The sequence below is a fragment of the Sessilibacter sp. MAH3 genome, assembly GCF_054658275.1.
The window spans coordinates 35,361-54,583 of sequence record NZ_BAAGIE010000015.1 but is presented as its reverse complement, the minus strand read 5'-3'; the positions used below and the strand labels follow the sequence as shown (position 1 = coordinate 54,583).

17 protein-coding genes are annotated in these 19,223 nt (G+C 44.2%); 8 read left to right on the top strand and 9 right to left on the bottom strand.

Features of this window, described 5'->3' with window-relative positions:
- Nucleotides 1-10 precede the first annotated feature (10 nt).
- Nucleotides 11-2,479 carry a DNA polymerase II gene (locus tag ACYQ2C_RS10865; protein ID WP_460102495.1) on the top strand — a complete coding sequence of 823 codons (2,469 nt, stop codon included), beginning with the start codon at nucleotides 11-13 and terminating at the stop codon, nucleotides 2,477-2,479.
- 132 nt (nucleotides 2,480-2,611) lie between these two features.
- Here the strand turns inward: ACYQ2C_RS10865 and ACYQ2C_RS10860 are convergent, their stop codons facing one another.
- Both ACYQ2C_RS10860 and ACYQ2C_RS10855 read right to left on the bottom strand, forming a co-directional pair.
- Nucleotides 2,612-3,055, bottom strand: a complete 444-nt coding sequence (locus ACYQ2C_RS10860; protein ID WP_460049556.1) for a globin — start codon at nucleotides 3,053-3,055, stop codon at nucleotides 2,612-2,614.
- A gap of 318 nt (nucleotides 3,056-3,373) precedes the next feature.
- On the bottom strand, nucleotides 3,374-3,823 hold the full coding sequence (locus tag ACYQ2C_RS10855) for a hypothetical protein (RefSeq protein WP_460049557.1): 450 nt from the start codon (nucleotides 3,821-3,823) through the stop codon (nucleotides 3,374-3,376).
- Between the two features lie 490 nt (nucleotides 3,824-4,313).
- On the opposite strand from ACYQ2C_RS10855, the gene ACYQ2C_RS10850 reads away from it, so the two are divergent.
- From ACYQ2C_RS10850 to ACYQ2C_RS10840, 3 genes are all read left to right on the top strand, one after another.
- Nucleotides 4,314-4,883, top strand: coding sequence for a PhnA domain-containing protein (locus ACYQ2C_RS10850; protein WP_460049558.1), 570 nt, complete (start codon nucleotides 4,314-4,316; stop codon nucleotides 4,881-4,883).
- Between the two features lie 64 nt (nucleotides 4,884-4,947).
- Nucleotides 4,948-5,580 carry a glutathione S-transferase family protein gene (locus tag ACYQ2C_RS10845; protein ID WP_460102499.1) on the top strand — a complete coding sequence of 211 codons (633 nt, stop codon included), beginning with the start codon at nucleotides 4,948-4,950 and terminating at the stop codon, nucleotides 5,578-5,580.
- Between the two features lie 11 nt (nucleotides 5,581-5,591).
- Entirely contained in the window at nucleotides 5,592-6,119 is a 528-nt protein-coding gene (locus ACYQ2C_RS10840; protein WP_460102501.1) for a dihydrofolate reductase, read from the top strand.
- A gap of 47 nt (nucleotides 6,120-6,166) precedes the next feature.
- Here ACYQ2C_RS10840 and ACYQ2C_RS10835 read toward each other — a convergent pair whose 3' ends face one another.
- Together ACYQ2C_RS10835 and ACYQ2C_RS10830 are read right to left on the bottom strand one after the other, a co-directional pair.
- The gene (locus tag ACYQ2C_RS10835; protein ID WP_460049561.1) at nucleotides 6,167-6,694 is read right to left on the bottom strand and encodes a 3'-5' exonuclease family protein; all 528 of its coding nucleotides are present in this window, start codon (nucleotides 6,692-6,694) and stop codon (nucleotides 6,167-6,169) included.
- 330 nt (nucleotides 6,695-7,024) lie between these two features.
- A complete protein-coding gene (locus tag ACYQ2C_RS10830; protein ID WP_460049562.1) occupies nucleotides 7,025-8,128 on the bottom strand; it encodes a phosphoribosylaminoimidazolesuccinocarboxamide synthase in 1,104 nt (367 codons plus the stop codon).
- A gap of 300 nt (nucleotides 8,129-8,428) precedes the next feature.
- On the opposite strand from ACYQ2C_RS10830, the gene ACYQ2C_RS10825 reads away from it, so the two are divergent.
- Both ACYQ2C_RS10825 and ACYQ2C_RS10820 read left to right on the top strand, forming a co-directional pair.
- Complete coding sequence (locus ACYQ2C_RS10825) at nucleotides 8,429-9,598, top strand: M15 family metallopeptidase (RefSeq protein ID WP_460102504.1); 1,170 nt, start codon at nucleotides 8,429-8,431, stop codon at nucleotides 9,596-9,598.
- Between the two features lie 286 nt (nucleotides 9,599-9,884).
- Nucleotides 9,885-10,277, top strand: coding sequence for an energy transducer TonB (locus ACYQ2C_RS10820; protein WP_460049564.1), 393 nt, complete (start codon nucleotides 9,885-9,887; stop codon nucleotides 10,275-10,277).
- A gap of 118 nt (nucleotides 10,278-10,395) precedes the next feature.
- Here the strand turns inward: ACYQ2C_RS10820 and ACYQ2C_RS10815 are convergent, their stop codons facing one another.
- The 4 genes from ACYQ2C_RS10815 to ACYQ2C_RS10800 form a co-directional block, all read right to left on the bottom strand.
- On the bottom strand, nucleotides 10,396-10,614 hold the full coding sequence (locus ACYQ2C_RS10815) for a hypothetical protein (protein WP_460102507.1): 219 nt from the start codon (nucleotides 10,612-10,614) through the stop codon (nucleotides 10,396-10,398).
- 140 nt (nucleotides 10,615-10,754) lie between these two features.
- A complete protein-coding gene (locus tag ACYQ2C_RS10810) occupies nucleotides 10,755-13,568 on the bottom strand; it encodes a valine--tRNA ligase (RefSeq protein WP_460049566.1) in 2,814 nt (937 codons plus the stop codon).
- 328 nt (nucleotides 13,569-13,896) lie between these two features.
- Nucleotides 13,897-14,331 (bottom strand): DNA polymerase III subunit chi, encoded by a 435-nt coding sequence (locus ACYQ2C_RS10805; RefSeq protein ID WP_460102509.1) that lies wholly within the window; start codon nucleotides 14,329-14,331, stop codon nucleotides 13,897-13,899.
- Between the two features lie 28 nt (nucleotides 14,332-14,359).
- On the bottom strand, nucleotides 14,360-15,841 hold the full coding sequence (locus ACYQ2C_RS10800) for a leucyl aminopeptidase (RefSeq protein ID WP_460102511.1): 1,482 nt from the start codon (nucleotides 15,839-15,841) through the stop codon (nucleotides 14,360-14,362).
- A gap of 491 nt (nucleotides 15,842-16,332) precedes the next feature.
- Between ACYQ2C_RS10800 and lptF the strand changes: the two genes are divergently transcribed.
- Nucleotides 16,333-17,439, top strand: a complete 1,107-nt coding sequence (lptF, locus tag ACYQ2C_RS10795; protein ID WP_460049569.1) for an LPS export ABC transporter permease LptF — start codon at nucleotides 16,333-16,335, stop codon at nucleotides 17,437-17,439.
- The gene (lptG, locus tag ACYQ2C_RS10790) at nucleotides 17,432-18,493 is read left to right on the top strand and encodes an LPS export ABC transporter permease LptG (protein WP_460049570.1); all 1,062 of its coding nucleotides are present in this window, start codon (nucleotides 17,432-17,434) and stop codon (nucleotides 18,491-18,493) included. Before lptF ends, lptG begins: the two co-directional genes overlap by 8 nt.
- A 201-nt stretch (nucleotides 18,494-18,694) precedes the next feature.
- Here lptG and ACYQ2C_RS10785 read toward each other — a convergent pair whose 3' ends face one another.
- Nucleotides 18,695-19,153, bottom strand: coding sequence for an RDD family protein (locus ACYQ2C_RS10785; RefSeq protein ID WP_460102514.1), 459 nt, complete (start codon nucleotides 19,151-19,153; stop codon nucleotides 18,695-18,697).
- Nucleotides 19,154-19,223 lie beyond the last annotated feature (70 nt).

Sequence of the window (19,223 nt, the reverse complement as noted above, 5' to 3'; positions counted from 1 at the left end):
GTAATCGTTTGTGGATCAGAGCTGGCACAGTGATCGTGGTTTTATTCTTACGCGTCAATGGCATGATCTTGACGATGGAATCTGTTTAGAACTTTGGCTAGTTACCGATGCCGGTCCTTTGCAATTGTTAATCGAAGGCCAAGAATCGGTTTTTTTTATCGCCGAAGAAGACGTGCCGCGTCTTGCACCTTTATTAGGAATTCAACGTGGCTGGCGAGTAAAGTCTTTACCGCTTACAAGCTTTCAAAACCAACCCGTCGCAGCGGTATATTTTCAAAGCCATAAACGCTCTCGCGATGCGTTAAATCTTCTACAGCGACATATTAAGGTTTGGGAAGCCGATATTCGCCCGCCCGAACGCTTTTTAATGGAGCGTTTTATTAACTCCGGTGTGGAGTTTTTTTATCAAAATGAGAGTCTGCAAGAATGTCGCTTTGGGCAAGCCGAGGCGTCACAAAACAATAACACCGTTGCGATTTCTGAAGCGCCCAATTATCGATCGGTAAAAACCAATACCGTAAAACCCGTTCTCTACGAACCAGCTTTTAAAGTTGCGTCTGTGGATATTGAAACAACCATGGATGCAAACACGCTCTATTCCATTGGTGTATATGCCAGTGACCAGCGCATTGTCTTTATGGTGGGTGATATAGCCGAGGTAAACACCAAAGAGTTGCGTGATCTTAATTTTGAATTAATTCTTTGCGCCGACGAAAAGGCGTGTTTTATCGCATTTTTAGATTGGGTAGAAAGTTACGATCCCGACATTTTAATTGGTTGGAGTTTTATCAACTTCGATTTATGGGTGCTTTCGAATATTTCGAAAAAATTAAATATTCCTTTTAGTTTAGGTCGTAACCGAACGAGACCCACATGGCGAATTGATCCAGAAGATAACGATAAACGCTATATTTCGATTAACGGTCGTATTGCACTCGACGGAATTGAGCTGTTACGCACGGCTTTTTACATCTTTGCCAGTTTTTCTCTAGAATTTGTTGCTCGTGAATTATTGGGTGAAGGAAAATTATTGAAAGGCGCCGGTCGCGGCGAAGAAATTACCGAACTCTTTTATCAAGATAAAATACAACTCGCTTTATACAATTTAAAAGACTGTGAGTTGGTTTGGGATATCTTCGAGAAAACCCAACTCATAAAATTTGCGGCTACAAAAAGTCGCATGACTGGAATGCCGCTCGACCGAATTGGTGGTTCTGCGGCCAGCTTTGAATACGCTTATTTGCCGGTATTGCATCGTCAAGGTTATATTGCACCGAACCTGGCTGAATTATCTGTGGATTTGCTCAGTCCTGGTGGTTACGTTCTTGATTCTGAGCCAGGATTGTACGAAAACGTACTTTTATTGGATTTTAAAAGTCTGTACCCAAGTATTATTCGAACCTTCAAAATTGATCCCTACGCGTTTTGGGTTGCCGAACACGAACACCTAAGCGAAGACGCGGTTGTTCCCGGATTTAATGGTGCGCGATTTTCTAGAGAGAAATCGTTGTTGCCCGACATAGTCGCGCGGTTGTGGCAAGAACGTGATATCGCCAAAAAGAACGGTGACAGCGTGTTATCGTTTGCCATAAAAATTATTATGAATTCTCTCTACGGTGTTTTAGGTTCGCCGGGTTGTCGGTTTTACGATCCTAGAATTTCCAGCTCAATTACATTGCGCGGCCACGAAATTATTACCACCACGCAAGCGTGGATAGAACAACAAGGGTTACGCGTTATCTATGGCGACACCGATTCGGTGTTTGTTTTATTGGGACCTCAACAGGATGAAGCCGACATCGGCACAATTGGTAAAGGTTTGGCAAAAAAATTAAATCAATTGTGGTCCGAGAAAATAAAATCAGACTTTAATTTAGAGTCTTATTTAGAAATTCAATTCGAAACTCACTTCACCAAGTTCTTTATGCCAAGCGTTCGCGGTGCCGATGTTGGTAGTAAAAAACGTTATGCAGGCGTTGTAAAAAAAGGCGATACCACTGAGGTGTTGTTTCGCGGCTTAGAATCGGTACGCAGTGATTGGACGCCTTTAGCGAGACATTTTCAAGAAACACTTTACACAAAAATCTTTAACGAAGAGCCTTTTGAAGCGTTTATTAAAGCGTTGGTAAAAGATGTTTACGACGGCAACAAAGATTCCGAACTGATTTATCGAAAACGCCTTAGGCGCAAACTTGAAGACTACGATAAATCGAGTCCGCCGCATGTGCAGGCGGCCAGAAAACTTGCCAGTCGCGGCGAAGTATTAAAAAAGGGCGATTGGGTTGATTATGTCATTAGCGTCAATGGTCCCGAGCCTTTACATAATTACAATTCAGAAACCGATACGCAGCTGCAAAAAATTACCATCGATTACGATCATTACGTAGAAAAACAACTTCTACCCGTCGCCGACAGTCTTTTGCAATTTTTAGGGAAAAGTTTCTCAGGGATTACCGATCGGCAAATTGGTTTGTTTTAGGAGGCTTTGATTAATTCTTGGATGAGTTAATCAAGGGTGTTTTTAGTCTATTTTGCTGTTTTATTTTCCGTCAGACGTCAATGTTTGACATTAAACATTGAAAAAAGCCGCCTTCACAGCGGCTTTTAAAGGCTATTTCTTCGCGCAGATAAATTTAATAAAAACAATTCCTGGCGATAAAACCAGTCGCCACGACAACTCTTCGGATTTTGTAAACTGTGGGTCTTGCTGGTAAAAGGTTTCCATTAGGCTGTCGAGCCAAACATCAAATAGATATAAAGGAACTTGCTTGCCACCTTTACCATGAATGTCGGCGAGTTTTTGCAGGTACGGGGTAATGGTTTTTGTGCGCGAAAATTCCACCATTGAATCAAGGGAGTCGTGCAACATGGTTTTTTGTGCGCTCATATTGGTTTCGGCAAACAACTCGGCAATAACACAGGATTTCGACATAAAAAGTCGGTAAAACGCGTCGATCAGATTTACGTTGTAGCATCCATTTCCGAGTAAGCGTTGATAACTACGATCGAATAAATCCTCGTAGTTTATGTCTGATAAATTTAGGTCCTTACTCATAAAAAATCTCCTACAAACGGTTGGCCCGAAAGGTTGAATGATGTTAATGCCGCTCACATACAACGGAAGCAGTGGTTAAATCTGAATACTCAATATGGAAACGGTTGATTAACACATCCATGACTTCATCAGTATGCAGAAGTCGAAAATCGGTTTCCGATTTCTTCCCAATTTCAGAGGTTCATGGTTGTTGAAATTGGTGGCGCATCCTTGCGGCTGGAAACTAAAGGTTAATCGGAGTTTCCTTATAAAAATAATGTGTTTGCTGTCATTTTTATTGATGTGACTGAGTCAGCATCCGAATAAAGTCTTCTGGGTTCAATTTTGGGTTGCGTCGAGATCTCTTACTACTTCACCTTCCAAGGTAACTGGAAAGCGTTTTTTGGATGGCTTTTCCAGCGTTTGCGAGAAGGGCAGTGTGAACAGATTTTGTGCGAGCGATTGTAAGGTGTTTTTTATTTTAAATTCCGCATCTGCCAGCGCGTTTTGCGCCTCAAAATGACGCTCTTGTTCCGACAATGCTTGGGTTTGCAGCTGGTGAAATTTAATGAGAAATTCTTCACCAATTTCTACGCCTTCAACTAGGGCGTTTTCGAGCTCGTCGCGTGCCTGAGTCAATAACCCTAATGTCATAAAGTCTGCCACAGCAAACTGAGCTCTCATCATTTGTTTGGTTTGTGCTACGGCTAAATTTTGCATTTGCGCTGCAAAATCAAAGAATGTTGTTGAAGGATGCATGTTTGAACTGACGTGTGCCGAAAAAAACATAACTTTTACCTTCTTGTCGTTGAGGGTCGGGCCTTAGTTTGGCGATTGCACTGGGTTTGAGTGCCAACACCTTTACAGTGCGTTAATAGTAACGACTTTGAACGGATTTATCATCGTCAGAACTACTTAATAAATCACAGATTTCATCGCACTATTTAGGAACCTCTGACTAACTCATCGATGGCTTAATCAGAAGACAGAACTTGACAATACGATTTCCAATTTCTTCACAATTTCAAGCACTTACCGTTCTTGAATTGGCGATACATTCCTGTGCCTCAAGAAACTCTGTATTAACCGGAGTTTCCTATACTCTAAAACCTGCCGGTTAATACACGCTCGGGCTAATAAGCACACTAAGACTAAAAGAGTCATTAATAGCGCTAAAATTTAACATTGTTCAATGATCACGGCATAATCCACATCAAAATCATGGCTGTTATATCTGGCCTCCCAAATTCATTAACAAGAACGACTATTCAGGAATATTATGACTTCTGTAATCTCACGAGCTGACGGCCACTGTGAATTGTGTGGCGCTGAACAATCTTTGGGCGTATACGCTATCCCTAACTCTGGTGACAGAGATGTAGAGGAGTGCGGTGTTGCAGTCTGTGAGACCTGCTCTGAGTTACTGGGCAAAGATGATCCAAGCGCAGACATGAATCACTGGCGTTGCTTGCAAACCAGCATGTGGAGCCCGCACGCGCCGGTACAGGTGTTGGTGTGGCGACTGTTGGATCAGCTCTCCGCGGAAGGTTGGGCGCAAGAAGCCTTAGAATCGATGTTTATGGAAGACGATACTCGTCAATGGGCGCAATCTACAGGCAGTGTCGATGCCGACCAGCCGCCAACACTGGATAGCAATGGCGCCGAGTTAAAAGCGGGCGATACGGTTGTGATCATCAAAGACTTAGACGTTAAAGGTACTAGTTTCGTCGCTAAACGAGGTACTGCTGTGCGCAATATTTCGTTGACGAACAATCCAGAGCACATTGAAGGTCGAGTTAATGGCACACGCATTGTTCTACTCACTCAATATGTGAAGCGCAGCGGCTGATAATATCTGTGCCGCTGGTATTTAACACTAATATCCACACTCATGGTTCAATAAAGGGTTGATTATGAAAATTACAAAAATATACGGAAGTCCAATCGCACCGAACCCACGTCGTGTTCAGTTCATGATTCAATACAAAGGGTTGGATATTCCGGTCGAGCACATCGATTTAATGAAAGCGCAACAACTTTCCCCGGAGTTTTTAGCGGTAAATCCCAGCGGTACCATTCCTGTGGTGGTGATGGATGATGGATCTTATTTCACTGAAACACTGGCAATGTTGCAACTGATTGAAGATTTGTATCCAGAGAAGCCTTTATTTGGCAGCGATGTTATCGAAAAAACCAAAATCTTAAGTTGGATTAATACCATTTATATGCAAGGTTTTATTCCAATTGCCGAAGTGCTGCGAAATGGTCATCCGGCTTTCGAAGGGCGAGCATTGCCAGGTTTGAAGTCGATTGCGCAAATTCCCGAATTAGTAACTCGTGGCAAGGCGTTATTAGAAACCTTCTCCGAAACCATGGATAGCGCATTAAATGGTAAAGAATTCTTAGTCAACGATAAACTGTCGCAAGCAGATATTGATTTGTTTGTGATGTGCGAATTCAGTGATTTGTCGGCTTGTACCATTTACACCGATCAATATCCAAATTTAAAAGCACACGCAGCACGTTTAAAAGAATTATTGAGTTAATGTAATTTGTTATGTCTCGAGTTAATTTAATTTATGCCCGTGCAAAAAATTTTTGCATTGGTAAAGATGGAAAAATGCCCTGGCATTTACCGAAAGAATTTGTTTGGTTTAAAAAACACACCATGGGTTGTCCTGTGATTATGGGTCGCAAAACCTATGAAGATCACAAATCGGTATTGCCTGGGCGTTTAAACATAGTGATTACTCGGGATGAAAATTATCAAGCCGTATCTGGAATTGAGTTGGTCTCTACTTTGGATGAAGCTTTAAAACTCGCTTTTAAACAAAAAGACGAGGTGTTTGTTATCGGCGGTGTGCATTTTTTTACAGAAGCATTCCCAATGGCAACAAGAGTATTCGAAACCATTGTTGACACCGAAATTAATGGTGACGCTTTTATTCCCGAGTTCGACTTTGGCGATTGGCAAAGTGAATTGCTAGTTGCTTCTAAACCCGATGCGAAAAACGCGTATGGGTTTTCGGTATTTGAGAGAAGAAAAAATACTCTAGAAACTCTGATTAAGTCGAGGCAGAATTAATCAGAGTTTCCTCTCTTTAAATTCAAAAAAATTATCAACAAACCTATTTATGCGACCGAGTTTGCGCCGTTTATTCTTGCCAGCTCTTTCGATTTTAAATAAGTTTGTTGTATCACCATGGCATCGGTGCTGGCGCGATGGCGTTTCACATTCAGCTTTTTCTGAACCATCTCTTTGGCCTTGTCCCAGTAATGTATTTGCTCGTCCGGCAAAATAGCCTCAATGGGGCTCAGTGAAAAACTCTGTTTAACCTTGGCAAACAAAAATAATTTATCCAACCAGGGTTTATCAACTACCCAGCAGTCGCTAAAGGTACGTTCGTTTCTCAGCAAATGATTAAGCGCTAACGCTGCTTCGCGAACCGGTAATCCGCGGTTTAGAAGTTGTTCGCGCTTTATACCGTGAATTTTTTCAGCCTCGAATGACCAAAATGTCCAAGAATCGTGAGGATGAATTAATTTTGCCTGGCGAAGACCATCCGAGAGTACCACACCAATTTCTATGGGATAGCTTTCTGGACCAAAGCCGGAAGCTTCTATGTCGATAATAATGGGCGGATTACGAAAGTGTCTCACGAGTTTTCAGATGCGTTGCAATAATAGGCACAATAAACAGGGTTATTTATTGAGGTTAGATGAACTTGTCGTTTTGTGCTTGAAGAAGTAAAAAATATTTCTTATTTGACTGTCTTGTTAGTAAATTCTTAGAGTAAAGCGTTTAAAAGTAAATGAAAGAGATGCATAACCATAAGGTTTAAGACTAATTAATTCGTAATTAATTTAGTCTGCAAAACCTGGTTATAAAAAATAGAAATGAGTGTGGAGAATCTCTTGCCAAAGAGCAGGTCGTTATAACCTGCTTTGGCATTAATTTTTTGAAATTATCTGCGTTTGGCTTATTCGTATTTAGCGAATTAATTGATAGCGGTCGTTAAGCGTCGCAATAATTTCTGCCTTCGGATTTTCGGGTTTATAAACCGCAGAGCCAGTAATTTGTTCAGCGATGCTTGTGTAAGTCTGAGAAACTTGCATCATCATTTCTTCGGGTAGGGCGTTATTTTTTGCCAAGGCTTCTCGCTCAAACATGCGGTTTTTATTGAGCAAAATGTCTGGGTCTGGAAAATGATTAAGCAGGGCTTGGCGGAAGTATTCTTTTGAATTTTCTACCACCGTGCCTTTTTTGAATTGTTCTGCATCCCACAGACGAGAAGAATCCGGTGTACCTACCTCGTCCATGTAAATCAACTCTTTAACACCGGCGCGATTGGTGATGTAACCAAACTCAAACTTGGTATCCACAAAAATTTGTCCTATGGCCTGGGTTGCCTTGGCGATAACTTCAAAGCCTTGTTTGAGCAATTTTTCGTACAAATCGATATCCGATAGGCTATTAAATCCAAAGGCACGGTAGTGTCTTTCTATGTCGGCTCTAGAAATATTGACATCGTCGGCCTCCGGCACACCGTCGAGTCCTTTTAAAATTCCTTTGGTTGATGGCGTAATTAGCAGCTCATCAAGGCGCTGATTCTTGTTAAGCCCTTCCGGTAGGTTTTGTCCGCAAAACTCACGTTCGCCGTTTTCGTAGGCCCGCCACATAGAACCGGTAATGTAGCGTCGCGCGATGGCTTCAATTTTTACCGGTTGCGCTTTTTGTACAATCCAGACCAGCGGATGAGGAACATCAAGTATGTGACTTGCCGCTAATTGATTGTGCTTGAACAATCGAAACCAATGATTGGCGATGCTGTTGAGCGCCGCGCCCTTGCCCGGTACACCATTTAGCCCATTTTCTCCGTGCCAAATACAGTCGAACGCCGAGAGTCGATCACTGATAACCATAACAGCGAGCTCCGCTTCTGGTGCTACGGCATATCCGTGTTGCTTGATGAGTCGCTGACTGTCTTGTTTCGAGAGCCAGTAAACCGATCGAACCTTGCCGCTGTGAACGGATTGTTCGGTTTTTATCGGGAGGTCGTTATTTTGAGCAAGAATTTGCTGGGCATGGCTCATGGTCGGTAAAACCTTTTAAAAAACACCGGGTTTGTGATTGGAAACTGCTAATCTTAGCAGATGCCACACCGTCGGCACCACGGCAGGATAAAACCTGACGAAAAGATCTTCGAAATTGTTTGTCGAGCTTGTGCGCTTGTTATTAGCAAGTTCTTATGAATAGGCGTTATTGTTGCTGTTCAAAAAAATCATTAAAACGCGCTACTCTATCTAATGGGTCGTCTTTGTAGGGTCAATGACGGCAGAGTTTTACAACACTATCTATTTACGCGGTGATCGTGAAATGCTCGGAGGTACTTGGTGAATCGACGGAATTTTTTGTTTGCAGCAGCGGCAGTTGCAGCGGCGAGTCAATTTCGCTGGGTTGAGCGTTTGAGCACCGATAAAACTCAAGCCTCTGATCTAGCGGTGCAAGGTTTTGATGTTGTTAACAAAGGTCTGTCAGAAGCGAGTTACAGTGAGCACTTAAACTGGGTTTTCGATGATCCAGAGACTCCGGTTCCGTTTAGGTCGCTTAATCGTGTTAGCGCATCTGATCCTTCAAAAGCTGTACAGGTGCCGTTTGCGGGAGAGCCTAATTTAACCAAGCAGCATGGCACCCAACCAGCGGCACAGCTATTGTCCAATCTCGATTCGCACCGGGCTAGCCAATCTCTATTGAGCAGCAGGGTAGAAGAACTGATAGAAGATGGAATCAATCATCAGTCCGATCACAGTCGGGCTCTCGATGAAACTCCAAAAGCCACAGAAGTCGCTAAGTCTATTGTCGAAAAAGTTAAAAACTTCTCGATAAATTACGCCGATGACGTATTTCTTAGTCAATCTGACCAAGTACTTTTGGATTCGACCTTAAATCGCCTCGCACGATTGCAAAACGTCACTGGTTTCGGAAATTTTAATATCCTTGGTTTTGACGAAGCGCTGAAATTTGCCAAAAGCTTTTCGGATGTGGGTGAATTTACCGCCCAAGAGTTGGCTTTTATCGAACAGATTTTTACCACCGATGCTCGAAACTACGGTTTCTTTGGTGAAAAAGTCAGTAGCCAGTTAACCGATGTTATTTCTAAAGACTCGGTGATCAAGGTTCCAGGCAGTGGCCATTATTTGTTTAAAGAGCAATCGTTGCATCATTACGACCAGTTGGTTCGTGATGTGGGTGAAGACATTGTTTTAACCTCGGGAATTCGCGCCAACGTAAAACAGCTGCATTTGTTTTTAGCCAAGGCGCGAAGTGTCAATTACAACCTGTCGCGAGCCTCTCGTTCGTTGGCGCCTCCGGGTCATTCATTTCACGGTATTGGCGATTACGATGTGGGTAAGATGGGTATGGGTGCGGCGAATTTTACCGATGCCTTTGCCGATTCCGATGTATTTAAACGCATGGCAGATCTGGGTTACATTCAAATTCGCTACATGCAAGAAAACACCTTAGGTGTGCGCTTTGAACCCTGGCATATCAAGGTCGTGTAGCTTTACGCTCAAAACCGTAATTTGATTTTCTCGCCTCGCATCATGGCTTAAAGCCGTTTCTATTGGTGGGCGTTTTACTCACGCCCGACTTCTTTTGTTGTCTTCGCTGTTTCACTCTTCTTAATGGTTTTAGATGCTGAGGTATCTAATTGTTACTTCGTTATGATTTCATATAGCGATATATTTTAATTCAAGAAGATTGACGATGATTATATTGTGTATATACTAAAAATATACGTGAAAAAGGTAGAGTCACTGTGTGACTAAAACAGCGAGGAGTAACTCAATGAAAAGAATTACAAACGGGTTTAACGCTGCTCTCGTTCTATTGTTTGTTTTTGGTTTTAGCGCTAAAACAATGGCCGAAAGCGATTTAGTATTTAATCACGACGACGTTGAAGTAGTATCGTTGGTACAACCCAGTTATCCAGCCTTAGCGGTTCGCTCGGGTGTTGAAGGTGAGGTGACCCTAAGTTACGACTTAAATCACCATGGTCAAGCGGTGAATGTTCGCGTGGTAAAAGCCACACCAAAACGAGTGTTTACACAAGCAGCCGTAAAAGCTTTGAAAGAGTCGCGGTTTGCGGCCCTGAATGATTCTGGCGAAAGTATTGAGGTGAAAGGTTTGATTCGTAAGTATTCTTTTGAATTGGAAAAAGATCAAATCGCTTCCCGATAATTACAGGCGGCAACGCCGAACCTACCTAAACAAAAAGAGCCGGTTGGCTCTTTTTGCGTTTTGTCTTAAAGCTTTTTGATTTAAAACATTCTGTCTTAAAACCCTTCGAGCTAATTAATTACTCAGTTTCAGGGGTGTTTTCTTCTTCTTTAGAGACTTCATTTTCACTGTTGTGCTTAGCCAAAAAGTCGCGAATGAAATGACGTATTTCTCGTGCGGCGCTGGTATCTAAATGTTCACAAAGGTTAATGAACTGCTCGCGCTCTTCATCGTTGATGCGAATAATCAGCTGGCTGTTTTTCTTTTTAATTTTGTGCTTTTTAGTATCTTTACTCATAACGCATCACATTGCTCAAAACAATTTGTCGCGGCAATAGTACCGCAATCGTGACTAAAAATGTATATCGCTTGATTATATAAATTAATTTTCAGAATTGATCGTTCATAAAAAACCCCGCAGAGCGGGGTTTTAAGAGTTTAGATGCTTTTTATCTTTTCGCGTTGTTCAACCAGCTTTTTCACCGACGCTTCGTAGTCGGCGAGCTTGGCTTTTTCTTTGGCAACAACGTCTTCAGGTGCATTGGCAACAAACTTCTCATTGCTTAGCTTGCCGCTGATACGGCTGACTTCTTTTTCGAGCTTCTCGATTTCTTTACCCAAGCGCGCAAGCTCGGCGTCTAAATCGATCAGTCCAGCCATAGGCACAAAGATATCCATGTCGGCAGCTAAGCCCGTGGCAGAGAGCGGCGCTTGTTCTGAGTCATCGAGCCAGGTTACCGATTCGAGATTCGCCAGCTTAGTTAAGAAGGTTTTGTTTCTTTCTAAGCGGGTTTTATCTTCGGCTTTGGCGCTGTGGAAATACACCGGTAAATTTTTCGCCGGAGAAATATTCATTTCGCCGCGAATATTACGAATGGTGGTGATCACGGTTTTTAACCATTCGATATTTTCAATCGCGTCTTGGTCAACTTTGGATTCGTTCGCAATTGGATAGGGCGCGTACATGATGGTATCGCCGCTTACGCCGGCTAAACCTTTTACTTTTTGCCAAATTTCTTCGGTAATAAACGGCATAAACGGGTGTGCCAAGCGCAGTACGGTTTCAAGCACACGAACCAATGTGCGACGTGTGCCGCGCTTTTGCGCGTCGCTGTAGTCATCACTGTTAAGTGCTGGTTTACAAAGCTCTAGATACCAACTGCAGTACTCTTGCCAGATAAAGCTGTACAACGCTTGGGTCGCAAGGTCGAAACGGTAGGTTTTAATGCCTTCGCTAACGGCCGCTTCGGTTTTTTGCAGCAGCGAGATAATCCAGCGATCGGCCAGTGATAATTCGTAATCGCTGGAGCCGTCTTGACCGCAGTCTTGATCTGCACAGTTCATTAAAACAAAGTTTGAAGCGTTCCAAATTTTGTTACAGAAGTTTCTAAAGCCTTCGATACGACCCACATCGAAATTAATGTCGCGGCCGGTTGATGCCAGCGAATAATAGGTGAAGCGCAGCGCATCGGTACCGTAGCTGGCAATACCTTCTGGGAATTCTTTATTGGTCTGCTTGGTAATTTTGTCTTTTAGCTGCGGCTGCATCATGCCAGCGGTGCGTTTTTCCAACAGTGCGTCAAGACCTACGCCGTCGATAAGATCGATAGGGTCGAGCACGTTACCTTTGGATTTCGACATCTTTTGGCCTTGGCTGTCGCGCACCAAGCCGTGTACGTACACGGTTTTAAAGGGCACTTCTTTACGGAAGTGCAGGGTCAGCATAATCATGCGCGCAACCCAGAAGAAGATAATGTCGAAACCGGTCACCAATACCGAAGACGGGTGAAAGGTTTTCAAAAATTCGGTTTCTTCTGGCCAGCCGAGAGTGCCAAAGGTCCACAAGCCAGACGAGAACCAAGTGTCGAGCACGTCTTCGTCTTGGGTTAAGACAACACTGGCATCGAGGTTTTCACGTGCACGAATTTCGTCTTCGCTGCGACCCACGTAAATATTGCCTTCAGCATCGTACCAAGCGGGAATTCTGTGGCCCCACCACAATTGGCGAGAAATACACCAGTCTTGAATGTCGCGCATCCACGAGAAGTACATGTTTTCGTACTGCTTAGGCACAAACTCAATGTCACCTTGCTCAACGGCTTTAATGGCTTCGTCGGCCAAAGGTTGAGTTTTTACGTACCACTGATTGGTTAAGTAAGGCTCGATCACAACACCCGAGCGATCGCCGCGCGGTACTTTTAATTTGTGATCTTCAATCTTTTCAAGGAGGCCTGCGGCTTCAAAGTCGGCAACGACTTGCTTACGCGCTTCAAAACGATCCAAACCACGATATTTTTCCGGCGCTTGATCGTTAATATTCGCGTCGTCGTCGAGAATGTTGATCATGGGTAGGTTGTGGCGTAAACCCATTTCGTAGTCGTTAAAATCGTGGGCAGGCGTGATTTTTACGCAGCCAGTTCCGAAGTCTTGATCCACATAATCGTCGGCGATAATTGGAATTTCACGACCAACCAATGGCAAGGTAATGGTTTTGCCAATAAGATTTTGATAGCGCTCATCGTTAGGATTAACCGCAACCGCAGTATCGCCGAGCATGGTTTCTGGACGAGTCGTCGCGACGGTTAGGTGTTGTAAAACGATGCCGTTCTCGTCAGTAACTGGGTAGCGTAAATGCCACAGGTAACCGTTTTCTTCTTCGCTTAATACTTCAAGATCAGAAACTGCGGTTTTGAGTTTGGGGTCCCAATTCACCAAACGTTTGCCGCGATAAATCAAACCGTCTTCGTAGAGTTTGATAAACACTTCTTGAACGGCTTTGTAAAAACCGTCGTCCATGGTGAAGCGTTCACGGCTCCAATCCGGCGAAGCGCCTAGGCGACGTAATTGACGTGTGATTTGGCCGCCGGAATGTTCTTTCCATTCCCAGACTTTTTCGACAAATTTTTCACGGCCTAGATCGTGGCGACTTTTACCTTCAGCGGCCAATAGGCGTTCAACCACCATTTGTGTGGCGATGCCAGCATGGTCGGTACCGACTTGCCAAAGCACTTTTTTACCGAGCATACGTTGATGACGAATCAAGGCATCCATAATGGATTCTTGAAATCCGTGACCCATGTGTAAGTAGCCGGTGACGTTTGGCGGCGGAATCATGATGCTATAGGCTTCACCGTCGCCTTGTGGAGCGAAGTAACCGGATTTTTCCCAGTTTTCATACAGCGCGGTTTCAATTTCTGCCGGCTGGTAAGTTTTGGCAAGGCCAGTGGTTGGCTCTGAAGGTTTGTCAGACATAGTTTTTAAATTCGGAAATAATCGTGTTCACGGCGAAAGTTGCGGCTTTACCTTAACTCTGTGCGTGAATCCTATGATGAATGTGAAAAAAGCGCCGAGTATAACAAGTGGTGAATTATGCGCCTAGGCGGTTGCATCACTCAATGTACGCCAAAACCGGATTACTGCGATTAATTTTAGATGAGGTATTCCAACCAGCGCGATTGAATGGCTTAGTTGGATTTTATGGGTGTAAACAACGCTCTATTTTGTGACGACACGATTTTAACGGGATGAAAGCGGCGATACGCGAGAGTATCGCCAATCTCAAAATCATTGTGCAGCCAAGTCAGGCATTAATTTTGTGAGATTTTATCGGGTAACCGCGTTCCCGATAAAACGCGAAACTTTTGCGCGTGTTTTGCAATACGGTTTCGTCCTGACAAACCACTTCTACCAAACGCTGAAAACGACTGAAGTGATTTTCTAACACGCCACTGGTTAGATTGATCAACACATCGTGACAATGTGGATGTGGCTCAAGATGCGTGACAATAATGGGCTCCGACGGCGGTGGATTCGTCTCGCCCAAAGCATGGGCGAGAAAAGATTCCGGTTTATCGGTCCAAAGTTGTTCGCTCAGAGACTTCGCGTCTTGTTCATCTTTCGTTGCAATCACCAATTGATGGCGAGCGTGAAAGATTTTTTCCGCAAGACGCGTTACAAACTGTAAGCGCGCCTGTGGTTCGCTACTTTGCAAAATGTAGAAATCAACGTGCGTCATCGAATGAATGGCCCGATTCAATCCAGTATTAAGCTTTGCTCAGTAGGTATTCGGCCAACAGTGGAACCGGACGACCGGTTGCACCTTTTGCGGCACCGGACACATGCGCCACACCGGCGATATCCAAGTGTGCCCAGGTGTAGCCTTTAGTGAAGCGCGATAAGAAGCACGCTGCGGTTACGCTACCGCCAGCTGGACCGCCAATGTTGGCGATATCGGCGAAGTTGCTGTCGAGTTGTTGTTGGTATTCATCAAACAACGGCATGTGCCACGCTTTATCACCAACGTTCATGCTTAATTGATGCAACTCAGCGGCGAAGTCATCGTTGTTGCTGTAAAGACCGCAGGCGTGATTACCCAATGCAACGATACAAGCACCGGTTAGGGTTGCGATATCGATAACGGTTTCTGGCTTGAAGCGCTCAACGTAGGTTAGGGCGTCACACAATACCAAGCGGCCTTCGGCGTCGGTATTCAATACTTCGATGGTTTGGCCAGACATAGAAGTCACGATGTCACCAGGCTTGGTGGCTTTGCCGTTTGGCATGTTTTCAGAAGCGGCAACCACGCCAACCACGTTGATATTCGGTTGTAATTCAAGCAAGGTTTTCATGGTGCCAAATACGCTGGCCGCGCCACACATGTCGAACTTCATTTCGTCCATGTTCAAACCGGGTTTTAGGCTGATGCCGCCGGTGTCGAAGGTGATGCCTTTACCCACAAGCACGTAAGGCTTTTTGGTTTTCGCCGCGCCCTTGTACTCCATCACAATTAAATGTGCTTCTTGATCACTGCCCGCTGACACTGACAACAAAGAGCCCATGCCCAAAGCTTGCATTTCTTTTTCTTTTAAAATTTTAGTGGTCATTTTTGGCTGGTTGCGCGCCAATTCACGAGCTTGATTGGCTAAGTAGGCTGGCGTACAAATGTTGCCCGGAAGGTTGCCAAGTTCGCGGGTGTAATTCATACCGGTAGCGATACCTTGGCCGCGAGTCATACCCGATTTAATGGCCGCAACACTTTCTTTGTCGGCACCTAATACCACGGTTTTTAGTACAACCGGTTTGGCTTTTTCGGATTTGGTGAAGTCGTATTTGTAAGTTGCTAAGGTTAACGATTGCGCGAATTGGCAAGATTTCCAGTCGTTATCGGCGGTGCTTAGTTCGATGTCATCAATCGCGAAAGCTACAGATTTGGCAGGTGTATCAACGGTTGCCTTGGCAAGGCTGGTCATGGCTTTGCGGAATTTGTCGTTATTAAAGTCGGCTTTTTTGCCTAGGCCTACCAGTAATAATCGTGATGCAGCAATACCCGGTACAGATGGCAATACCAAGGTTTTACCAAGGCCAGCTTTAAAGTCACCGTCTTTAATCAATTTGCTAATGAGTTTTTCACAGGCGGCGTCGATCGCGTTCGCGGCTCCAGACAATGAAGTCTCGTCGAACAGAGCAAGAATTAGACAGTCGGTCTTGAGTGTGGTTGGGTCAAATGCTTTCGCCTGAAAATTCATAGAGTTTTTCCGTGATTGAAATTGTGGAACATGCGTCGTTAAAAGACGTTCAACGTAATAAGTAAAGTAGCCTTCGATTGGTCTAAATTTAAACCCAGCAAAGGTGTGTGTCATTCTTGTGTTGTTAGGGAAATGTTCGCGACATAAATTCCGGATAAATTCGCTATCCTATCGAACTTCTACCAAACAGTGTCATCTGTCGGTAGTATAACGATTTATGCGCTAGCCGATGCAAAGACTTCATCTATTAGACGGAAATAATCCTAAAAATCCGTAATCTAATGCGTGGGCATTACGATGAAAGGTGTTGATCTTACGGCTGATGGTTTGTGTGGCTGTGTATCAAATTCGGTATCCGAGAGTGATTGAATTTTGCTGCGATTGAATTTTACGACGCATTCCTGCGTCGCCGGAAACTCTTGGCTAATGCGAGTTTCCTACAAACGGCACACTCGAACATTTACACCACCTATTAAAAAGTAGTTCCGCTCTTGATTATTTTTCGATACATCACTCGTGAAATCTTTGCCAGCATGTTCGGTGTCTGCATCGTTCTGGTGTTTATCATTCTCAGTAGTCGCTTTGGGCGCTACCTCGCTGAAGCTGCCACGGGGCGAATTCCTTCCGACATTTTGTTTTCGGTCATTGGTTTAAGAATTCCCGTGGTGTTGGAACTGGTTGTACCGCTTAGCTTTTTTATCGCCATTTTGCTCGCGCTTGGCCGTATGTACGTTGATAGCGAAATGACGGCCTTGTTTGCCTGCGGTTTTAGCCGCAAACGCTTATTGGCTTACGCCTTTGGCCCGGCCACCGTGGTTGCAGGTTTGGTGGCGGTCTTGAGTTTGTGGTTAAGTCCGCTCGGTTTGGATCATTCCAACGCGCTGTTAGAACAAGCAAAGGCGCGCAGCGAATTTGAGACCTTAACGCCTGCGCAATTTCAATCGCTGGGTGACAGCAGCGCGGTGATTTATACCGAATCGCTCAGTCGCGATCGCAAATCCATGTTCGATGTTTTTGTGGCAACCAGCAGCGATAGTGAAACATCGTCGTCGTTGACCTTGGTAAAAGCCGAACAAGGCGAGCAGATTGTTGTAGAAGAATACGGTCGCAAGTATTTGCAAATTAATCGCGGCTCACGATTGGACGGTGAGCCGGGCAGTGACAGCTATCGAATCGTTGAGTTTGAATCCTATGCTCAGCAGCTCGACGAGCCGGAAATTCGCCAGAAATCCGCTACCGATCGTAAGCCAACGCTGGAGTTAATCGGCGATCCCGATCCCGAATCTCAAGCGGCTTTGCAATGGCGCCTAACCCTACCAGCGTTGGTATTTGTGTTAACGGTGATTGCTGTTCCTTTGGCTTACACCAATCCTCGTCAAGGTCGTTACACCAAAATGATTCCAGCCATTTTGCTGTATTTGTTGTATCTAGTGGCTCTTAATGCTGGGCGTGGTGCAATCGAAGACGAGAAACTTCCCGCCCTTGGTTTGTGGATTATTAATGCGATTTTCTTGGGCATTGGCTTGTTATTGTTTAACGGTTTTAGTTTACGTGGCCTGTTTTCATCGAAAAAAGTGAAAAAGGTGAAACATGCGTAAACTCAGTTTTTATATTGCGAAGACCATTGCCGGTGCCATCTTTGTGGTGTTGTTGGTGATTGTTGGGTTGGACACGCTGTTTTCTTTAATCGATGAATTTACCGATTTAAAAAATGGCTACACCGCCAAAGATGCTTTTTTATACGTGCTAACCAGTATTCCCGGGCGACTTTTTGAGTTTGTGCCGTTTTCTTCGCTGATTGGTTGTTTAATTGGTTTGGGCTTGCTTGCTGGAACCAGCGAATTGGTGGTTATGCGCGCTGCGGGAATTTCTGTATTGCGCATTACCGGCTTGGTATTGCGTCCGGTATTATTGTTGGTGTTACTCGGGATTTTAATTGGTGAATTTATCGCACCTATTACCGACCAAATTGCCGAAAGTAATCGAGCGGTTGCCCGCGGTGAAGAACAGGTTTTTGAGTCTGACTCTGGTTTATGGCATCGCGACGGCAACGAATTTATGCATTTCAACGCTGTGCAACCGAACGGAAAAATCTTTGGGTTGAATCGTTACGTGTACAACGATGCCGGTGATTTGGTCAGAACCAGTCACGCCGAGTTAGCCATATACGCCGATAAGCATTGGGTAGAAGAAGACGTAGAAGAAAAAACGTTCTTTGAAGATCACATTGAAACCACCACCTATCATTCTCGCGCTTGGGATACGAGAGTTTCTCCGCAGTTGCTCAATGTTTTGGTTTTACCCGAAGATTCTTTATCGATTCGCGATTTGTACACCTTTGCAACCTTCAGACAATCGCAAGGTCTGCCAGCGCGTAAATACTGGCTGACGTTTTGGGAGAAGGTTTTACAGCCTTTTGCGACGATTAGTTTGGTATTGATTGCGGTATCTTTTATTTTTGGCCCGCTGCGCCAAGTGACCACCGGATTTCGTGTTTTTACCGGTGTAATGGTGGGTGTTGCCTTTAAAACCAGTCAAACAATTTTAGGCCCTTCCAGTTTGGTTTTTGGATTTTCACCGTTAATTGCGGTGGCAATTCCTATCTTAATTTGCGCCACGGCGGGTGTTTGGGTTCTGTCGCGTTACCGATAACATTGTTATGGGCTCGCGTAATAAAAAGAGATGAAACTCTGATTAACCTAGAGTCTGCTGCGACATAAAGATATGTCGCCAATTTCAAGAACGGTAGGTGAATGAAATTATGAAGAAATTGCAAATCGCATTGTTAATTTCTGTGTTAATTTCTGTCCTCTGATTAAATTATTGTTGAGTTAATCAGAGGTGCCGAGGGTTTTACTTTTTATCTTTGGGTAACAAAACTATTCGAGTACGGCTTAGCTTGTCATGCAAGGTCTGATTATCTTTATCAATAAGTTGCCAAAGATAACCCAACAAAAATACTCCAAGACCAATGGGGGCGATAATTCCACGAATTACGCAGCTTAAAAATGACGGTTTTTTTCCGTCATTGGCAATAATTTGTAATCGCCATGCACGCATTCCTAAAGTTTGTCCACCACGACGCCAAAAAAAACAATAAAACGCAAAAATTAATAGCACCAAACCCAAAAAACCGAGTGTACCAAAATCGCCTTTTTCGCCTTCGCCGAAGGTTTTGCCGAAAGCGTTCACCTGAATAAAAAGTACCAATGCACCGTAGCCCATACATACAGCTGCCAGTACAAGCCAGTCGTAAATCAGCGCAGTGAATTTTCGCCACAAGGGGGCGTTTGGAAGTTCGGATAGATACATGGTTATTGCCCGTTCAAAATTCTGCGGCAATAGTACCAAAATTAATGTGCAGAATAACCCCGAGCAAGAT